Source organism: Caballeronia sp. LjRoot34 (genome assembly GCF_964253815.1).
Classification (GTDB): domain Bacteria; phylum Pseudomonadota; class Gammaproteobacteria; order Burkholderiales; family Burkholderiaceae; genus Caballeronia.
Map to the genome: position 1 here is coordinate 4,095,435 of NZ_CAXUSB020000001.1, position 18,112 is coordinate 4,113,546.

The 18,112-nt window shown below is 60.6% G+C and carries 12 protein-coding genes and 1 pseudogene; 3 read left to right on the forward strand and 10 right to left on the reverse strand.

Annotated features, from left to right (window positions below; translation table 11 throughout):
- Positions 1–12: 12 nt before the first annotated feature.
- The 5 genes from ACSQ36_RS18490 to ACSQ36_RS18510 form a co-directional block, all read right to left on the reverse strand.
- Entirely contained in the window at positions 13–3,369 is a 3,357-nt protein-coding gene (locus ACSQ36_RS18490) for an efflux RND transporter permease subunit (RefSeq protein ID WP_436182932.1), read from the reverse strand.
- 10 nt (positions 3,370–3,379) lie between these two features.
- Positions 3,380–4,612, reverse strand: coding sequence for an efflux RND transporter periplasmic adaptor subunit (locus ACSQ36_RS18495; RefSeq protein WP_436182933.1), 1,233 nt, complete (start codon positions 4,610–4,612; stop codon positions 3,380–3,382).
- A gap of 76 nt (positions 4,613–4,688) precedes the next feature.
- Complete coding sequence (locus tag ACSQ36_RS18500) at positions 4,689–6,257, reverse strand: efflux transporter outer membrane subunit (RefSeq protein ID WP_436182934.1); 1,569 nt, start codon at positions 6,255–6,257, stop codon at positions 4,689–4,691.
- Positions 6,258–6,887: 630 nt separating this feature from the next.
- A complete protein-coding gene (locus ACSQ36_RS18505; RefSeq protein ID WP_436182935.1) occupies positions 6,888–7,487 on the reverse strand; it encodes a hypothetical protein in 600 nt (199 codons plus the stop codon).
- 138 nt (positions 7,488–7,625) lie between these two features.
- The gene (locus ACSQ36_RS18510; RefSeq protein WP_436182936.1) at positions 7,626–8,855 is read right to left on the reverse strand and encodes a Fic family protein; all 1,230 of its coding nucleotides are present in this window, start codon (positions 8,853–8,855) and stop codon (positions 7,626–7,628) included.
- A gap of 290 nt (positions 8,856–9,145) precedes the next feature.
- Here ACSQ36_RS18510 and ACSQ36_RS18515 point away from each other — a divergent pair.
- Positions 9,146–9,365, forward strand: a pseudogene (locus tag ACSQ36_RS18515) (alpha/beta fold hydrolase); the annotation flags it as partial.
- 37 nt (positions 9,366–9,402) lie between these two features.
- Here the strand turns inward: ACSQ36_RS18515 and ACSQ36_RS18520 are convergent.
- The gene (locus ACSQ36_RS18520) at positions 9,403–10,665 is read right to left on the reverse strand and encodes a multidrug effflux MFS transporter (protein WP_436182937.1); all 1,263 of its coding nucleotides are present in this window, start codon (positions 10,663–10,665) and stop codon (positions 9,403–9,405) included.
- Between the two features lie 270 nt (positions 10,666–10,935).
- Between ACSQ36_RS18520 and ACSQ36_RS18525 the strand changes: the two genes are divergently transcribed.
- Both ACSQ36_RS18525 and ACSQ36_RS18530 read left to right on the forward strand, forming a co-directional pair.
- Positions 10,936–11,202 (forward strand): hypothetical protein, encoded by a 267-nt coding sequence (locus ACSQ36_RS18525; RefSeq protein WP_436182938.1) that lies wholly within the window; start codon positions 10,936–10,938, stop codon positions 11,200–11,202.
- Positions 11,203–11,351: 149 nt separating this feature from the next.
- Complete coding sequence (locus ACSQ36_RS18530) at positions 11,352–11,867, forward strand: N-acetyltransferase family protein (RefSeq protein ID WP_436182939.1); 516 nt, start codon at positions 11,352–11,354, stop codon at positions 11,865–11,867.
- 203 nt (positions 11,868–12,070) lie between these two features.
- On the opposite strand, the gene nudC is transcribed toward ACSQ36_RS18530, so the two are convergent.
- From nudC to ACSQ36_RS18550, 4 genes are all read right to left on the reverse strand, one after another.
- Positions 12,071–13,015, reverse strand: coding sequence for an NAD(+) diphosphatase (gene nudC, locus ACSQ36_RS18535; protein WP_436182940.1), 945 nt, complete (start codon positions 13,013–13,015; stop codon positions 12,071–12,073).
- 313 nt (positions 13,016–13,328) lie between these two features.
- Positions 13,329–15,146 carry a glutamine--fructose-6-phosphate transaminase (isomerizing) gene (gene glmS, locus ACSQ36_RS18540; protein ID WP_436182941.1) on the reverse strand — a complete coding sequence of 606 codons (1,818 nt, stop codon included), beginning with the start codon at positions 15,144–15,146 and terminating at the stop codon, positions 13,329–13,331.
- A 99-nt stretch (positions 15,147–15,245) separates the two neighbouring features.
- Positions 15,246–16,607, reverse strand: coding sequence for a bifunctional UDP-N-acetylglucosamine diphosphorylase/glucosamine-1-phosphate N-acetyltransferase GlmU (glmU, locus tag ACSQ36_RS18545; protein ID WP_213768204.1), 1,362 nt, complete (start codon positions 16,605–16,607; stop codon positions 15,246–15,248).
- 150 nt (positions 16,608–16,757) lie between these two features.
- A complete protein-coding gene (locus tag ACSQ36_RS18550) occupies positions 16,758–18,065 on the reverse strand; it encodes a retroviral-like aspartic protease family protein (RefSeq protein WP_436182942.1) in 1,308 nt (435 codons plus the stop codon).
- Between the last annotated feature and the right edge of the window lie 47 nt (positions 18,066–18,112).

Here is an 18,112-nt window from a genome sequence, read left to right on the forward strand (position 1 = left end):
CGCGTCGGCTCGCTAGGCTGGCGCGCCCTCCCCGGCAGGGCTTTGGCCGCTCCCGCTCCCGCTACCGCCGCCATGACCGTCACCACCCGGTGTCCCACCGTCGTGCTTGCCGTCCTCGTCGCCGCCGTCGTGATGAGGCATCTTGTGCGATACCTCGTCGAGCTTGTCGCCAAGCATTCGCCGTACTGCTACATAGAACACCGGAATCAGCAGCAGACCGAGGAACGTCGCAAACAGCATGCCGCCGATTACGCCGGTGCCAATCTCGTGACGCGAAGCGGCGCCTGCACCTGACGAGATAACGAGCGGGAACACGCCGAGAATGAAGGCCATCGATGTCATCAAAATCGGACGCAGTCTCAGCCGGGCTGCGGTCAGGACGGCATCGCGCAGCGTCATGCCACGTTGCTGACCCTCCACCGCGAACTCGACGATCAGGATCGCGTTTTTCGCCGCGAGACCGATCACGGTCACGAGGCCGATCTTGAAGTAGATATCGTTTGGTACTCCGAACGAGAGACAGAATGCCAGCATGCCGAGCATGCCGAGCGGCACGACCAGCAGCACTGCAGCCGGAATCGACCAGCTTTCATACAGCGCGGCGAGACACAGGAACACCACCACGATCGACAGCAATAGCAGCGTCACCGCCGACGAGCCTGACAGCAATTCCTGGAACGACTGCCCGGTCCAGTCCGCCGCGAAACCCGTCGGTAACTGGCGGTCCACGATATTCTGCAGCACATCGATCGCCTGCCCGGTTGAATAGCTCGGAGCAGAGTTGCCGACGATCTCGATCGCGGAATAGCCGTTGTAGCGCGGCAGCACCGTCGGTCCGAAGCTCCATTTGGCATTCACCACGCTTGCGAGCGGCACCATGTTGTAGGGGCTGATCGACGTATTCGCGGGCGAGGGATCGGCGGGCGTCGTAAATCCGTTCGACGACGTGCTCGCGACGGTCGATGACGACTGGCTCGCGGTCGTGCTGGTGCCGGCGCTGTTTGTGAAAACGCTCGGCGTATACAGGTGCTGGAGCGCATCGAGCCCCATCCGGTACGGCGCATCCGCCTGGATATAGACGCGCTTCACGCGCCCGCCGTAAGTGAACTGGTCGATGTAAAACGGCGCGAGCTCCATCTGGAGCGTGTTGTAGACATCGGTCAGCGTGAGGCCCATTGCCTGGGCCTGGGTCCGGTCCACCGCGATGTCCAGTTGCGGTGCGCTCGGCAGCGAGTTGGGGCGGATCCCGAACAGCACCGGGCTCTTCGCCGCACCGGCGAGCAGCGTGCCCGTGGCCTGACCAAGCTCCGCGCGCGACTGGCCTTCACGTGCCTGCAAATACATGTCGATGCCGCCGAACTGGCTGAGACCGCGGATGGTCGGCAGATTCACCGCGAAGATCTGCGCATCGGAAATGCCATGAAGGGTCTGGTTGATCTTTGGAATCAGCGTCATCGCGGTGTCATCGCGCTTGTCCCAGTCTGCCAGCTTGATGAACGACATGCCGACGTTTTCGCTCGTGCCGACAAAGCTGAAACCTTCTGGCTGGAAAATCCCCACGATTTCCTTGCTGAACGGACTGTGCGTGAGCTTGTCGCGCACCTCGGTCATCACGTGATCGGTGCTCTCCAGCGTCGAGCCGGGCGGCAGGTTGATAAGTGCGAGCGCGAAGCCCTGATCCTCGTCAGGCACGAAGCTGGTCGGCAGCTTCGTGTACAGAAAGCCAGTCAGCACCACGACGAGCACGAATGCGATCATCCAGCGCGGCGCATGCTGCACGGCACGGCCGGCATGTCCGAGATACTTTTTTGTTGTCCAGTCGAAACTACGGTCGAACCAGCGGTAGAACCAGTTCTTCTTCTCCGCGTGTTCGGGCTTCAGGATCGCCGCGCACAGCGAAGGGGTGAACGACATCGCGAGGAACGCGGAGAATCCCATCGACACCGCGATCGTCAGCGCGAACTGCGCGTAGATGATGCCGGTCGCGCCCGGCTGCAGCGCGGATGGGATGAACACGGCGGAGAGCACCACCGTGATCGCAATGATGGCGCCGGTGATCTGGCCCATCGCCTTGCGTGTCGCCGCCCTTGGCTCTAAATGCTCCTCGGTCATGATGCGCTCGACGTTTTCGATCACGACGATCGCATCGTCGACCACGATGCCGATCGCGAGCACCATGCCGAACAGCGTCAACTGGTTGAGCGTGTAGTGCAGCGCCGACAGGCCAATGAAAGTGCCGAGCAGCGCGACCGGAATCACGAGCGTCGGAATGATCGTGGCCCGCAGATTCTGCAGGAAGATCAGCATCACGAAAAACACCAGCACGATCGCCTCGACGAGCGTGCGGATCACGTCCACGATCGACGCGGTAATGAACGGCGTGGTGTCGTAGGGCACGCTCCATGTGACGCCTTCCGGCAGATCCTTCGCCAGCGCCGCCATCTCGGCTTTGACCGCCTTCGCGACCGCGAGCGCGTTGGCGCCCGGCAACAGGAACACGGCCATGCCCCCCGCCGCCTTGCCGTTATAGACCGGCGCAAAGCCGTATGTCTGCGAGCCGAACGAAATGCGTGCCACGTCGGAGAGCTTGACCGTAGTGCCGTTGCTGTTCGCGACGACAATGATGTCCTGGAACTGCTTGAGCGACGAAAAGAGGCTGTCGCCCGTCACGTTCGCCGTAAACACCTGCCCTTTCACGGCCGGATCAGCCCCTAGCGAGCCGGCTGCGAACTGCGCATTCTGCGAGGACACGGCATTGAGCACCTGGGTCGTCGATAGCCCGTAACTCTGCAGCTTGTCGGGGTCGAGCCAGATGCGCACCGCGTACTCCGAGCCGAGTAGCGTCGTATTGCCGACCCCGTTCACACGGCCGATGTTGGGCTGGATCTGCGACGCGAGGATATCGGAGAGACGACCTGCATCGATCGCCGGATTGTCCGACTGCAGCGCGACGAACATCAGGATGTCCGGGCTCGCCTTCGCCACCACAACCCCTTGCTGCGTGACCTGCGAAGGCAGCAGCGGCTGGGCGAGCGTGACCTTGTTCTGCACCTGCACCTGCGCGATGTCCGGGTTGGTGCCGGTCGCGAACGTGAGGGTGATCTGGGTCTGGCCGTTCGAGCTCGATGTCGAACTGAAATACAGCAGGTTGTCGATGCCCGTGAGTTGCTGCTCGATCACCTGGGTCACCGTTGATTCCATCGTCTGCGCGCTTGCGCCCGGGTACTGCGCCGTAACGGTCACTTCCGGCGGCGCGATGTCGGGGTACGAATCGATCCCCATGCCGTGTACCGAGATGATGCCGAAGAGGCAGATCAGGATCGCAATGACCCAGGCGAAGACGGGGCGGTTAATGAAAAAACTCGGCATGAGCGCTCTCCTATTTCGCCATGCCGGCCGACGCCGGTGACGCCGCGGGACTCGACGCCACCCCTATGGACGCGGCCGAGGCCGACGCACCTGCCGCCGCCTCAGGCGGCTGCCACGCGACGGTCTTCACCGGTGCCCCTTCCCGCGCCATCTGCACACCCGTCACGATGATCTGGTCGCCGTCTGCCAGCCCGTGCGTGACAACCCAGTTGTTGCCAAGGCTGTTGGTCGCCTCGACGTCCTTGCGCGCCACCTTGCCGTCCGCGCCGACCACGAACACATATGCGCCGACCGTGTCGCGCTGCACGGCCTGCTGCGGGATCAGGAACACATTGTTCTGCTGGCCGAAATTGACGCTTAGCGACACATACATGCCGGGCAGCAGACGCCGCTGCGGGTTCGCGACGAGCGCACGCATATTGATCGAGCCGGTCGCCGCATTCACCGTCACGTCTGAGAAATCAAGCGTGCCCGCAGTGCCGTACGACGCGCGATTGGGCAGCGCGATCCGCACCGTGGTGTGATTCTGCTGCGACAGATCGATCGAGCCGCTGCTCTGGGACTGCTGCAGCGTCGCCAGATCGGCGGAACTGAGCGTGAAGTTCACGTACATCGGGTCGATCTGCTGGACGGTCGTCAGCAGCGTGCCGCTGCCACCCGTATCAGACGTGCTGGTGCCGACCACCGCGCCCGCCGTCACCTGTTGCTGTCCGGCGATACCGCTGATCGGCGCCGTCACCTGCGTGTAGTTGAGCGAGACCCGTGCGCTCTGGACGGTTGCCTCGTCGGCCTTGAGCTTGGCCGCCGCGCTGCGTTCGGCGGCATCGGAATTGTCGACGGTCTGCTGCGAGACCGAACCGACCGGCAGCAGCTTGCGATTGCGCAGAGCCGTGATGTGGTCGTTGACGTAGGTGGCCTGATCTTCGGCCAGCAGCGCGAGGTCATTATTGAGCTGCGCACGGTAAAAGACCGGATCGATCTCGAACAGGAGCTGCCCCGCGCGAACCGGCGAGCCCTCCGTGTAGGTGCGCCGCAGCAGCACGCCGGACACGCGGGCCGTTACGTTCGCGCTGTAGTAAGGTGAAAGCCGGCCGACGAACTGACGCTCGAGCGGCACCGACTGCATGTGCACCGTCACCACCGCAACCTGCGGAGGAGGCGGAGGCGGCGCGCTTTTCGAGCAGGCGGCGAGTACGATCAGACACAGATACGACAGCGGCGCGCGCTGAGCACGTGACTTCATGAGAACTCCGTTCTTGCTTGAGGCCGGCACACGCGTTACGCCGCGCAATGCCACATCGTAGGGAACAGCATGTAAGTCAGTCGGCTGACCCCGCCGCGGTAGGTCGTACTGCAGTTTCCGAAGCGGGCGATGAAGCGGCGGCCGGCACCGACGCGACCTCCGCGTCGTCGCGCTGCCAGCCGCCGCCAAGGTTCTTGACGAGCAGCACGTTGCTTTCGGCGAGCAGCGCCTGCGTGTCGCGCAGACTCTGCTCCGCCTGGATCAATGTCAGCCGTTGCGTCAGAACGTTCTGCTGGCTGACGGCGCCGGCATCGAATTGCGCCTGTTGGCTTGCGAACAGCCGGCTGTTGCTGTCGTACACCTTCGCGAACGCATTTGCCTGCGCCCGCAGGTGATTCATCGACGACAGGCTGTCCTCCACGCTCTGGAACGCCGTCAGGACCGTATTCCGGTAGTTCGCGACATCTTCGTCGTAGGTCGCGCGCGCACCGTGCACGGCGGCCGTCCGTGCGCCGGCGTCGAAAATCGTTTCCGCGAGATCGGGGCCGAGCGTCCAGAAGCGGCTCGGCACGGTGAACAGATGCGCCAGCGTGTTGTGCGCGAAACCGCCCTGGGCCGTAAGCGTCAGCGACGGATAGAACGCCGCTTCGGCCACGCCAATGCCCGCGTTGGCCGCCGCCGCCGTGCGCTCGGCGCTCACCACGTCGTAGCGCCGTTCGAGCAATTGGGAAGGCAGGGCCGGCGGCAACGCAGGTGAAATGAAAGGATAGTCCGGATCGGAGTCGATGCTGAATGACTCCGGCGGTGTGCCGGTCAGCACGGCAATCGCGTGCTCGTCCTGCTCGCGTGTCGTTTCGGTCGCCTGCAGGTCGGCGATCACGATTTCGAGCGTCTGCTGCGCGTCGAGCACGTCGTCGTTCGACGCTTCGCCTTCAGCGAACCCGGTTTGCGTCATCGAGAGAATCCGGCTGTCGATGTCCTGCTGCTCCTTCAACGCGTGAATGTCGAAGTCTGCCTGGCGCAGCTGGAAGTAGTCGGTCGCGACACTGGCCGCGATCGAGATGCGTTCGCCGGCAAGCTGCGCATCCGATGACTGGGCGTTCGCTTTCACTTGCTCGATCTGGCGCCGTATCTGTCCCCACAGGTCCAGTTCCCAACTGACGGTCCCGGAGGCAATGACGCTGTTACCCGCCCCGACCGACGACGAACCGGTACTCGCCGCAAGCCCTCCGATATTGCCGCCGGAACGCGAGCCGGACAGGCCGGCCTTGACGACCGGAAACAGGCCCGCCCGGTCTTCCTCTACGGTTGCAAGCGCGACGCGGTAGGCGGCTTCGGCCGCCGCGATCGACTGGTTCGCCTGCAATGCCTGCTCGACGAGACCATTGAGCTTGTCGTCGCCATACATGCGCCACCACGTGCTCGAAATCGCAGCCTGCGGATTCGCTTCGGCGCGCTGCCAGTCGACGCCTTCCTTGAACCCTTCGGGTACCTGGACCTCGGGCTTGCGATAATCCGGGCCGACCATGCACGCCGCAAGGGACGTCGCAACGACGAGCGCGATGCAGCCCTTCACCGCGCGCCGTGATCGGGGATGCGTATGTTTTTTGTAAGCAGGCCCCGAGGTCCACGAATCACTTTTCAAGTGCATTCCCTCTGTGTCGACCGGAGTGAGCGCTTACTCTGATCCCATAGCGCCTACTCCGGTCCCATGCAGACTCATTCTTCATACCGGATTGGCAGTCCGACAACGAGACGACACAAGCTTTGTATATTTAACTACCTTAAAAGAAAATTTCAATCTCGATCGCTGCTACGAACGCAATCTAATTGCATCGGCGGCGGCGCGCCGTCCACTACCGCCGCTCATTGCGCCACAAATGCACCCTGCGCCGCAACATCACTTTGTTACCTGACATGACGCCGGTCAGACGTTGTAAGGTTGGTGGGATTAACGGGTGAATGCGTTGTCCCATTGTAAGGAACGCAGGACGAGGCTTACCGCATGCCAGCGCTGGACAATCAGCGGATCTCATTGCCGTTTATTGATAAGGAAACCTTATTTTTTGGCATAACCCGGATCATCTTCTAAAGTTGCCCAAACCCTTTGGAGCCGCATCAGATGACGCACGCGCTCTCCGGCAGCCACTCCGGCCGACACCCATCCGGCTGGATGCTAGACTCGCAAATTGCAATCAAGTTGCATTATTTGTGACGCACCACCCTAGCAACAGGACGAGCCAAGCTCTTACTCCATCGTGACCCTGGTTCGCGATTAGCGGTCGTCGGAGACGTAATCAGCAAACAGTGCGTTCATGTCGTCGCTGACCCCGTAACCGAAGTTGCCACAAACGCGGCGTACTGCATCGAGCCGAGCGATAAACGCATCGCGTTCGACATCCGGCAGGGAGGCCACCGACTTCAGCGCCTGTTCGTACATACGCACCAGCGCTCCGAAAAAGGCGTCGTCTTCCATCCCGATGTCATCGCAGAATCCAGCGGCCCGCTCGCAATAGAACACCATAAGTTCCGTCAGGCCCTCTGGCCGACCAATTGCTTTCTTGTAGTCGGAGATCGCTTTCTTCGCTTTCGAGACCGATACGTCTTGATTCTTGAAAGCGTCTGGCCATACGCATGTGTCTATGACCTTTTTGTATACCTTCAGGACATCGTTTCCCAAGCCGAATCTGGCATGTAGAAACGCCTGATTGTCCTTGCTTGCGGCGTACAGGTCCTGGACGAGGCCTAGCAGACCAGCGCGATCGAACGCGGTAAGTTGAGCCTTGATGTCGACCCACGAGGGTTTGGCAGGGTTTTTCACGGATAGTAAGATGACGAATTGAGATATGCGCCCACGGCGCGATTGCAGTGGCAATGCTACCGCAATATTTGTTGCGTGATCGTCCGCGAAGGGGCTGCTGTGCGGATGATTGGAGTTCGCGTTGAGCTGGCATGGTCGTGACGCGTGGCGAGCGTAACAACCGACGATTGCCCAGATGTGTTCGGTTGTTTTTCAAGCAGTATCAGCTTCGGCTTCCGGCCATAGACGCGGAAACAGATATCGGAACAAGGTAATTGGCAATGCGAGTTCAACGGGACCTTTGGGCGTTCTCGAACGAACGATGCCCAGCTTGAAAAGATCCGCCAGCACACGATCCGCTGTTCGGCTCGCTAGCCCCATCATGCCCTTGAACCGGGCTCTGTCCATCGACTCGATGGTTGCCAGATAGGCGAGCGGCGGTGCCGCCTCAGTTCTCAAGAACCGGGTGTCGCTCTTGGTCGCCTCCGCCGCCAGCATCTGGGCTAGCCTCGCCTCAAATGCGGGCATTTGGAGCATACCGTCCATGAAGCCGATCTGATCGAGGCAGAGGTTCATGCAGAAAGCGATAAATTCCACCAGACCGCTTTCGCTCAAAACCCCTCGCCCGTCGTAGTCGCCTTTGCGGCGTTGGTCGGCGGCTATCAGATGATCATAGTAAGCACGCTGGTCACGAGCGAAGCCACGCATTGGGGACCATAGTCCTTGCGTCAGTCCTAACGCCGAAAGTCCGGCATGAGTATGCAGTCGCGCGGTGCGTCCATTGCCGTCGAGAAACGGGTGAATCCACGCGAGCCGGTGGTGGGCCGCCATCAAAGCGATAACCGCGGTTTCACCGGCTCGCGCATAACGGTAGCCTCGATACCACTCGTCCATGAAGTCCGGTACCGTTGCCGGGTCGGGGGGAATATGCGAGCCGACCTTGACACCTCTATCCCGCCATACACCCGGTGTGATTTTTTCCTCTTTGCCATCGTCGTCAATCTGAAGAAGATCCTCGGGCGACAACTGGTCGTGCAGATGCCTATGAATGGCTTGAGGTACGGACGCTTCAAAGAACACATTGGAGTCGAATGTGGGGAAAGTCTTTTCGCCCCAGCGCTCGGTGACAATATGAGCGACCGCGATGCGTTGCTTGCGCGCTTCATCAGGCCTGCTGGAGAAATCTTTTTGCAACGCGCGCTCGATCAGCAGCGGCTCGGTATGTTGTCCCTCTATCTTGTTCGTATAGTAGGAGTTCATCGGCCGCAGCGCCTCGCGCAGCAGATTGCGCAGATGCGGCATGCCGTGGGCTGCCAGATCCTTTGCCCGCCCGATCACATCGGCGGCTAATGGGCGCAGGGCGTCCAGCTTCGGCTCGGAAGGCAGCAGCGGATGCATCCGGTGAACCGCGTAATACGGATATTTGGGCTTGGAGGCGATCATGGCGGCTATTCTGGCGGATCTTTGCGCGGAAAATTATCGCAAATAATCAATGTAATACAGATAGATAGCCGGTTCATGGCGAATCTTGTGGCGTCAAGACCGATCGCCTTGGCGTACCGTAAAGCATATCGAAGGCGCGCTTAACCAGAGCCCGCAATGTTTGCTTCTCAAGCGGTACTTGGCCTCGATGAGGCGGGCCCAGTTATCCGTCGCGAGCAAACCTCAGCGAGCTCTTATGCTTCACGGCGAGAACACGGGTGCCGGCACGATCACCGTTGATTATGATGGTCCGATCGACCCAAACCGTGTGCGGCAACGATATGGACACCTACGCAGCCAAACTCGCCAAGGCGCTCGATCTCAAGAATGCGGTGCACATCGGTCATTCCACGGGCGGAGGCGAGATGACACGGTATGTCGCCCGACACGGCACCCGAAACGAAGGCGGCGCTCATCAGCGAAATTCCGCCGCTCTTTATCCAATCGGAAAAGAACCCTGACGGCGTTCCAGGGAAATCAGATCGCCTGAGCGGCCGCCGGTTACGCGCTACGCCGCCTTGCCATTGCGGCACACGGCTGCGTCGGGCTGCAGTTGCGCCAGATGTCGCAGCAGCTTCGTCACCATCCAGACCACCCCGAACGCGAGGATCACGAAGAACACCGCGAGCGGCGTCAGGACCTGCACCGACAAGAAGCCGGCGAGCCCCATCATTGCCGACGACACGAGCAGCAGTGCACATCCGAGGATCGCGCTTGTCAGGCCCGCGATGTGCGGGAACAGAGAGTTGCCCTTGGCCATCAACGTCGGATACATCGCGCCTGCGCAGAACCCCATCACGAGCACGGGTGTAGCGAGCGTCCATACGCGCAGGCCGACCGTCAGCGCAAGCAACAGCATCGCAATCGACGTGGCCGCCATCAAGCGCGCACCAATGTACAGCCGCTGTTCCGGGGTCGGCAGACGCGGGCCGTGCATACGGTTCGACAGGCCGCCCAGGAAATACATCATCCCGATGCCGAGCGCGAGGTAGCCGAAATAGGTCGGGGGCTTGTGCAGCGTGTTCTGCACCATGAACGGTCCGATGATGTTGAAGACGAGCAAGATGCTGTAGCACAGGCCCTGGGCGAGGAAGCAACTCTGGAACACCGGACTCGAGAGCACCTTGCCCGCGTTTGTCATCAGCGCGCGCGGCTCCAGGCGCACCGGGCGCAGCAACGTTTCTCGGTATCGCCAGATCACCGCCCACATTACAAGCGAATAGACGAGCAGGAAGACGAGGCACGCCTTCCAGCCAAACAACGTCTGCAGGTGGGCGCCAATCACGGGCGCCACGATCGGCGCAAGCCCCCACGCGATTGCCATGTAGGTGAACGCATGCATCAGCGCCTGCCCAGAAAACGAGTCGGTGATGATTGCCTTCGCGAGCAGGTTCGTGGCGGCGATGCCGAAGCCCTGCAGGCAGCGGGCGAGGAGAAACGTCTCCAGATTCGGCGCGGCGAGCGACAGCAGGCAGCCGATCGTGAAAATGACGAGGCCGAAAGCCAGTACGGGTTTGCGTCCGTATGCATCGGCTACGGGCCCGAAGACGAGTTGGCCGAGCGCGTAAGCCGCCATGTAGCCGGAAACGCTCGACTGGATTGCCTGAGGCGAAGTAGCGAAGAAACGCGCCATCGCGGGTAGCGCCGGCACGTAGATATCGATCGCAAGCTGCCCGGCGGAGGCGAACAGGCAGATCAGGAACAGCAGGAAGCGCGGCGAATTCGGCACGGGCGCGGGAGGGACAGGACGGTCGAGGATAGTGTGGTTCATGAAAGCATCGAAGAGGCGAATTCGGTGATGCGGTATCGGCGCATTCGAATATCGAGCACGACGCGTTTCGGCGGCATCGCTGCGTATTGTGCCTGTCATCTTGCAATTCGACACGATGCCCATTGCGGGTGCATGTGTTTGATAGTTGCGTCGCGTCCTTCTGTGGGCGGCTACCGCCCGCGCAGTCGGCCGTAGCGGTCGATGCAAAGCACCACTTGATCGTTGGAACCTGAGTCTCAGCGTGTCTATCACCTCACGTGCCCACGTGCCATGACGATGCATGAAATTGCAGACGAACTTTCACGACTGCTAGGCCGCAAAGTCATTTATGGGGAGCGAACCCTCGAACAGAAGCGGGATATTCTGCTGGCAGAAGGGCTTCCGGCGTTCGTCGTTGACCTGCTTGTCGGTCTCGACCAGGCATTCCGCGACTCGGCAATGAGCGAAACGACCACGACTGTCCAGGAGGTGACGGGAGAAGCTCCTTTGCCTCTGACCCGCTGGCTTGTAGAAAACATCGCCATTTTTCAGAAGTAGAGCTACCGCTTGAGCGCCCAGTCTGATACGTCAGCCGTTACCCGGGCGCAAGCCTTGGCACCTCCACGAAAAACGACCGTGTGGCCCGCTTTCACTGTGACGGCATGCTGCTAACATTCGCTCTCCCGTAGCTATCAAAGGGATAAGTGATGACAAAAAGAATCATCCGTATGGCAGGGGAAGGGGACGTACCGGCCCTCACACAAATCCGTAATGATGCACACGCAAAGAAGGTGGCGCACTGCGACTATGCGTGGGGCAAGGAAGGAGACGGATTTTCCGAGAGATGGGTATTAAACAATGTTTCCCAAAAAGAAGTGTATGTCGTCGAGCAAGATGGAACGTCCGTCGGAACGTTTTCGCTCGATTTCGACGATGACAGCCACTGGGGGCCGCAAGAACCGATCGCCGGTTATGTGCATGGGCCTTGCGTGAGAAAAGGTTTTAACGGACGTGGACTTGGCAGCTTCATGCTTGATTGGTGCGCTAACAAGGTGAGCGGCATGAACCGGCGTTTTGTTCGGCTCGACTGCGACGTCCAAAACGCGAAGCTATGCGCCTACTACGAGTCGCTTGGCTTTATCCGCGTGGGACTGAAACCAGACGGCTATGTCTGGTCACTGTACGAAAAACGGGCCTACCAGCTTTCGACCGGACGACCGTGAAAGTCGAAGTCACTGACGCGCAGAATGAGTCGGATGGGCGAGGCAGGTCGGCACGCGTCATTCGAATCGGGCCGATGGGATAAGCTTGAAGGACTGCGAGAATCGGTCCCCATCGACGCCTTACGCCGGAGTGAGCGATCCAGCCTCTGGCCTCGCACACCAGGCGACTCCGTGCAATTGCAAGCGCTCCTTTTGCAGGACGCTCAGCCGAGCAATACCGAGCCGCCCTTCTCGACGTACGCCTGCACCAAATGATGAGCGATGGCAAACGGCTTGGGCGCCGACAGCCCATCCGCATGCGTTCCCGCGAGCATCGCCGCAACCTCCTGGCGCGAGAACCAGCGGGCGTCCTCGAGTTCGTTCGTATCGACGACGATGTCGGTATCGCTCGCCTGCGCAAAGCAGCCGATCATCAGCGATGAAGGAAACGGCCACGGCTGCGACGCGAAGTAGACAACCTCTGCACACTTCACGCGTGCCTCCTCCATCACTTCGCGGCGCACGGCGTCTTCCGCGGTCTCGCCGGGTTCAACGAAACCAGCAAGCGCCGAGTACATGCCAGGGGCGAATTGACGCTGGCGTCCGAGCAGACACCGTTCGCCGTCTATTACCAGCATGATCACGACTGGATCCACCCGCGGGAAATGGCGCGTGCCGCAAACATCGCAGATGCGTTGCCAGCCGGCCGCCGTGACGCGGCTTGGAGAGCCGCAGTTTGCGCAGAAGGAGTGGCGGCGATGCCAGTCGAGCATCGATTTCGCCTCGGCCAGTATTCCGAGCGCTCCCGCAGCGACGAGGTCTTGCAGCGCGAGCGAGCGAAGGTCGATGCGGTCATAGCCGGTGTCTGGCGATGGGTCCTCTGGGGCAGGGTTGAATGCGAAGCCGAGCGCAAAGCGTCCGCTGCCGTCGGTGTCTTCGCCGAGGAAGATGCTATGAAGCGGCTGGCCGAAGGCAGCGGTCTCGCTGGCGACGAACCAAGGGTCATGCTCGCTGCCTCGCTTGAGCAAGGGGACGTCGCCGTCGAAGACAAGAAAGCGCGCGGCCGGGTCGCCGCGTAGGTGCTCGAAGAAGGCGTGGTCGTCCCGCTTGTCGGAGCGGCGGTCGAGGGGGTTGAAGTTAAAGCCGATGGACGCGGAAGAGGCAATCATCACGGTCGTTGACATAGGGGCGAGAGGAGCCGCAAGTATGGCACGGGGTTCAGTCCGGTCGCTCGCCGGGGTTGCAATTGAAGAAACCGATGGTCTTCGGTCCGCATGCCTCGTTTGCGACTTCAAGCCCTATCGTTCGTTGTCCGGTCATTGCCGTAGCAGCGACTAAACCTTCGCACAAACGAACGGGTGACGATGGAATGTTGGTGGATGCAGCGCTGATGTCACTCGCAGTGCTCGGTTATCTGGAATGCTGCGCGATGATTACAGTTGGCAACGACGTATCCGAGCTTGGTCTGCGAAACATCCCCCCTCACTCCACCGTCACGCTCTTCGCCAAATTCCTGGGCTTATCCACATCCGTCCCTCTGGCACAAGCCGTGTGATAAGCCAGCAACTGCAGCGGCACGACATGAAGAATGGGTGAAAGCAACCCATAATGCTCAGGCATCCTTATAACGTGAATCCCATCCTCGCTAACGATCCGCGTATCGGAATCGGCGAAAACATACAACTCGCCGCCTCGCGCCCTGACCTCTTGCATATTCGACTTCAGCTTCTCCAGAAGCGTGTCATTAGGCGCCACCGTCACCACCGGCATAGCCTCAGTCACCAGCGCCAAAGGCCCATGCTTCAACTCCCCGGCCGGATAAGCTTCCGCATGAATATACGAAATCTCCTTAAGCTTCAACGCGCCTTCAAGCGCGATCGGATAATGCAACCCGCGCCCGAGGAACAGCGCATTCTCCTTGCGTGAAAACTCCTCCGACCACGCAATAATCTGCGGCTCCAGCGCCAATACGCTATTCAGCGCCGCCGGCAAATGCCGCAACTGCGTCAGATAATCGGTTTCCTGTTTCTCACTCACATGCCCACGCAACGTCCCGAGCGTGACAGCCAGCACAAACATCCCGACCAACTGTGTAGTAAACGCTTTAGTCGAAGCCACCCCGATCTCGGTCCCCGCATGCGTGAGAAACGCGAGCTTCGTCAGCCGGACCATCGCGCTGGAAGCCACATTGCAAACTGCCAGCGTATGTTTATGCCCCAACGCCTGCGCATGCTTCAACGCGGCCAGCGTATCGGCGGTCTCGCCCGACTGCGAAATCACCACCACCAAAGCCCGCGGGTTCGGCACCGATTCGCGATACCGATACTCACTCGCAATCTCCACTTGCGTCGGAATCTTCGCAACCGATTCAAGCCAGTACTTCGCCGTCATGCCCGCATACGAACTCGTGCCGCACGCAAGAATAAGCACGCTGTCGATATCGGCGAAAACCTCTGCCGCGTCCGCCCCGAACAACTCTGCTGCGAACCGATCGGTTTGAGGAATGGTGTCGGTGATCGCGCGCGGCTGCTCGAAGATTTCCTTCTGCATGAAATGTCGATACGGCCCAAGCTCAACCGCGCCGCCATACGCCGCGACCACGCGCACTTCGCGCTCGGCCGGCATTCCATCACGATCGACAATCTTTACGCCATCCAGCGTGATCTCGACCACATCGCCTTCATCGAGGAACGCAAAACGATCCGTGCTGCCGGCGAGCGCGAGCGCATCGGAGGCGAGGAAATTCTCGCCGTCGCCCACGCCTACAACCAGCGGCGACCCCTGCCGTGCGCCGACAACTGTATGCGGCTGATCCTTGTGGATCACGGCAATGGCGTACGCGCCATGCAACTCCCTCACGGCGTCGCGCACGGTCTGAAACAGATCGCCGCGATACATGCTGTGGATCAAATGCGCGATGACTTCGGTATCTGTCTGCGAGACGAACTCGTAGCCCTTCCCGCGCAGCATGGTCCGCAAGGTCTCGTAATTCTCGATGATCCCGTTATGCACCAGCGCCAGTTCGTTACGCGAAAAGATGGGATGCGCGTTGTCGGTGACGGGTGCGCCGTGGGTCGCCCAACGCGTGTGCGCAATGCCAGTTACGCCTTCCAGATGCGTATCCCGGACCTGATCGGCGAGATCGGCCACGCGTGCAACGCTGCGCGCGCGCTTCGGTTCGCCATCGGCAATCACGGCTACGCCGCAAGAATCATAGCCGCGATATTCAAGCCGCCGCAGACCTTCGACCAGCACCGATACGATGTTACGTTGCGCAACCGCGCCGACAATTCCGCACATGGCGTTGTCCTTTTCAGATTGTTTTTGAATCGCTCGAAAACGCCCGGCGCTCGCCGCCAGGGCGCGCGCTCAAGCACATGACAGAGCCGTCTTTATTGTTCAAGCTTTCTTTTTTGTCGGCCGTACGTAACCGCTCTTACTGACCTGTGTTTTTTCGTTCAGCACGAGCTGATCTTCCGCGACATCCTTCCAGACGGTCGTCCCAGCCGCGATGGAAGCACCACGCCCCACTCGCACCGGCGCAACGAATTGTGTGTCCGAGCCCACAAACACGTCGTCCTCGATCACCGTACGGAATTTGTTCGCGCCGTCGTAGTTGCACGTGATCGTGCCCGCACCGATATTCACTCGCGCCCCAATATCCGAGTCGCCGATATAGCTCAAATGGTTCGCCTTCGACCCACGCCCGAACACCGCGTTTTTCACTTCGACGAAGTTACCCACGTGCGCTTCGTCACCGAGCACCGCGCCCGGCCGCAAGCGCGCATACGGCCCCAGCACGACATTCGCGCCGGTCGTGCCGCCCTCAATGTGCGTGAATGCATCAATCCGCGTCCCCGTGCCAATTGACGCGTTGCGAATCACGCAATTCGGGCCGACGGTCACGTTATCCGCCAGCGTCACGTCGCCCTCGAAGACGCAATTCACGTCGATGGAAACATCGCGTCCGCAGGTCAGCGTGCCGCGCACATCAATGCGCGCGGGGTCCAGCAGCGTGACGCCGGCGGTCAGCAGCGCCTCGGCGACATTGCCTTGATGAATCCGTTCGAGTTCGGCGAGTTGCTGCTTGCTGTTCACGCCGAGCGTTTCCCACTCTTCGTCCGGTTGCGATGTAACCACTTCAATGCCGGCTTCGAGCGCGCGCTCGACGACATCGGTGAGATAAAACTCGCCCTGCACGTTGTCGTTTTTAAGCGATGCCAGCCATTCGCCCAACTGCGCGGTCGGCGTAATGACAATGCCCGTGTTGATCTCGGCAATCGTCAACTGCCCGGCATTGGCGTCTTTCTGCTCGACAATGCACTGCACGGCGCCCGTCGGATCACGCACGATGCGGCCGTACCCGGTCGGATCGTCCAGCGTGACGGTCAGGACGCCGTAGCGGCCGTTGGCGGCGGTATCGGCCAGGCGTTGCAGCGTGCTGACGCGGGTGAGCGGCACATCGCCGTAAAGAATGAGCGTTGGCACGGAAAGGTCGAGCAGCGGCAGCGCTTGCTGAACCGCGTGGCCGGTGCCCAGTTGCTGGTCCTGCACGGCGAACTGGACATCGGGTGCGCCGACTGCCTTTTGAACCTGTTCCGCCCCGTGTCCGATCACGACGACAAGCCGCGTGGGCTTGAGCGCACGCGCAACGTCGAGCACATGGGAAAGGAGCGGCCGGCCAGCCAGGGGATGAAGGACTTTCGGCAAGGCGGAACGCATGCGCTTGCCCGTGCCTGCCGCCAAAATAACAATGTTCATGGCGTCAGCTTCGTGGAAGTGTTTGGAGCCGCCAATATAGCACGCGCACGTGGGCGGCAAAACCCGCGCCGGCCTTGCTGAGTAACGTTTCTGCGGGCTTGCAACACACTGTTTCAATCTCGCGATTGGCGACGCAAGAAGCGCAAACGCCTACGACTGCGGAGCGTTCAATGCAACCGGGCGCCCGGCCCCGTTGTCGCGAGGCACATAAAAAGAGTGTTTGAACGATGCATTGGCGCCGCCTGGCGCACCCGGCACGGCGCTCTTGTCACCGGCGATCTGCATGAACACCCAGCCGGCCGAATACGACAGCCATACCCTCCGGTTCCTCATAAAGTCCATGCCAAGCAGCATGCCTGCATCCCGGAAGCTTGTGTTCACCACGGTCAGCGGCGCATTCGGATAGTTCACCGTGCCGATGCTCATCGAAAATTTGTGGTGGTAAGTACCGATCCGCATGCCGCCAAAACCTGTACCCGACGATTGAGGATCGTGTGCCAGCGCGACGGAATCTACGCCGGCCAAGTCCGCCGCCGCTGTTGTCACGAGCGAAACACCCGTGCCGGTATCCACATAGGCTCGTAGCGGACGTCCATTTAGCGCGACATGCAAGATGAATCGATTGCCGCGCGTTTTATCGGCGGAGTACGCCTGATAGTCACCCTGCCACGGCGCGAAACGGCCCAGGCAGCCGGTTGCGGTGTATAGCGACATTGTGAGGGCGGGAAAGTCTAACTCCACGTCATAGCGGCTCATGACATCCGCGCCAAGAACCCCGGCCAGAGCAGATGCTTGCGCCCCTGGCGCCACCGTCCCGCTCGGGGCAACGAGCACGCGCAGGTCGATCCATTCCGACGATCCGAGCTTCAGCGAAGGAAGAATCCGGGGATATTGATACCCGACACTGCCAGCAACCCCCTTCGTCTCGGAGGCGTGGTCCGAGTCCTCGGCAAGATGCAAGGTGTCGACAACGCCCTGTTCAAGTGTCGTACGCTCGGCACCCGAATCGACCATCATCGGATACACGTTTCCGTCGATATCGACGGGCACGGTGTAATGAGTCAATACCTTCGTCATCGGAAGCGTTGCCTCACGCTTGAGTTGGCATGTGCTCGCCTGCGCAGATTGTGCGGCTTGGGCGTCCAAGGGTGAGGCTTGATCGGAGAGCGCTTGCGTGGATTGCCGATGCCATTGTGTCGGTTGACCAGGATAAAGCGTCGGCGAAGATGCCGGATCCCCAGGAAACGTCGGCAAAGGCAGTTCGTCTGAAGGCGGCTTCCGAAACCGGGACGGAAGCGGCGCATATATACGTACTGCCGAATTGCCCGGCAAATACATTGGAACAGGCGCCAACTGAGCCACGCTATTAGTTGAGAACAATACTGCGCTGATGAAAAACGCACCGAGCGCGGTAAATACGCGCTTTCTGCGCTCGTTGATGACATCAGCTTTGGGCATACATCGCTCTTTTTATCGGCGAAATGCCGTGAAGCCGGTCAACTTAA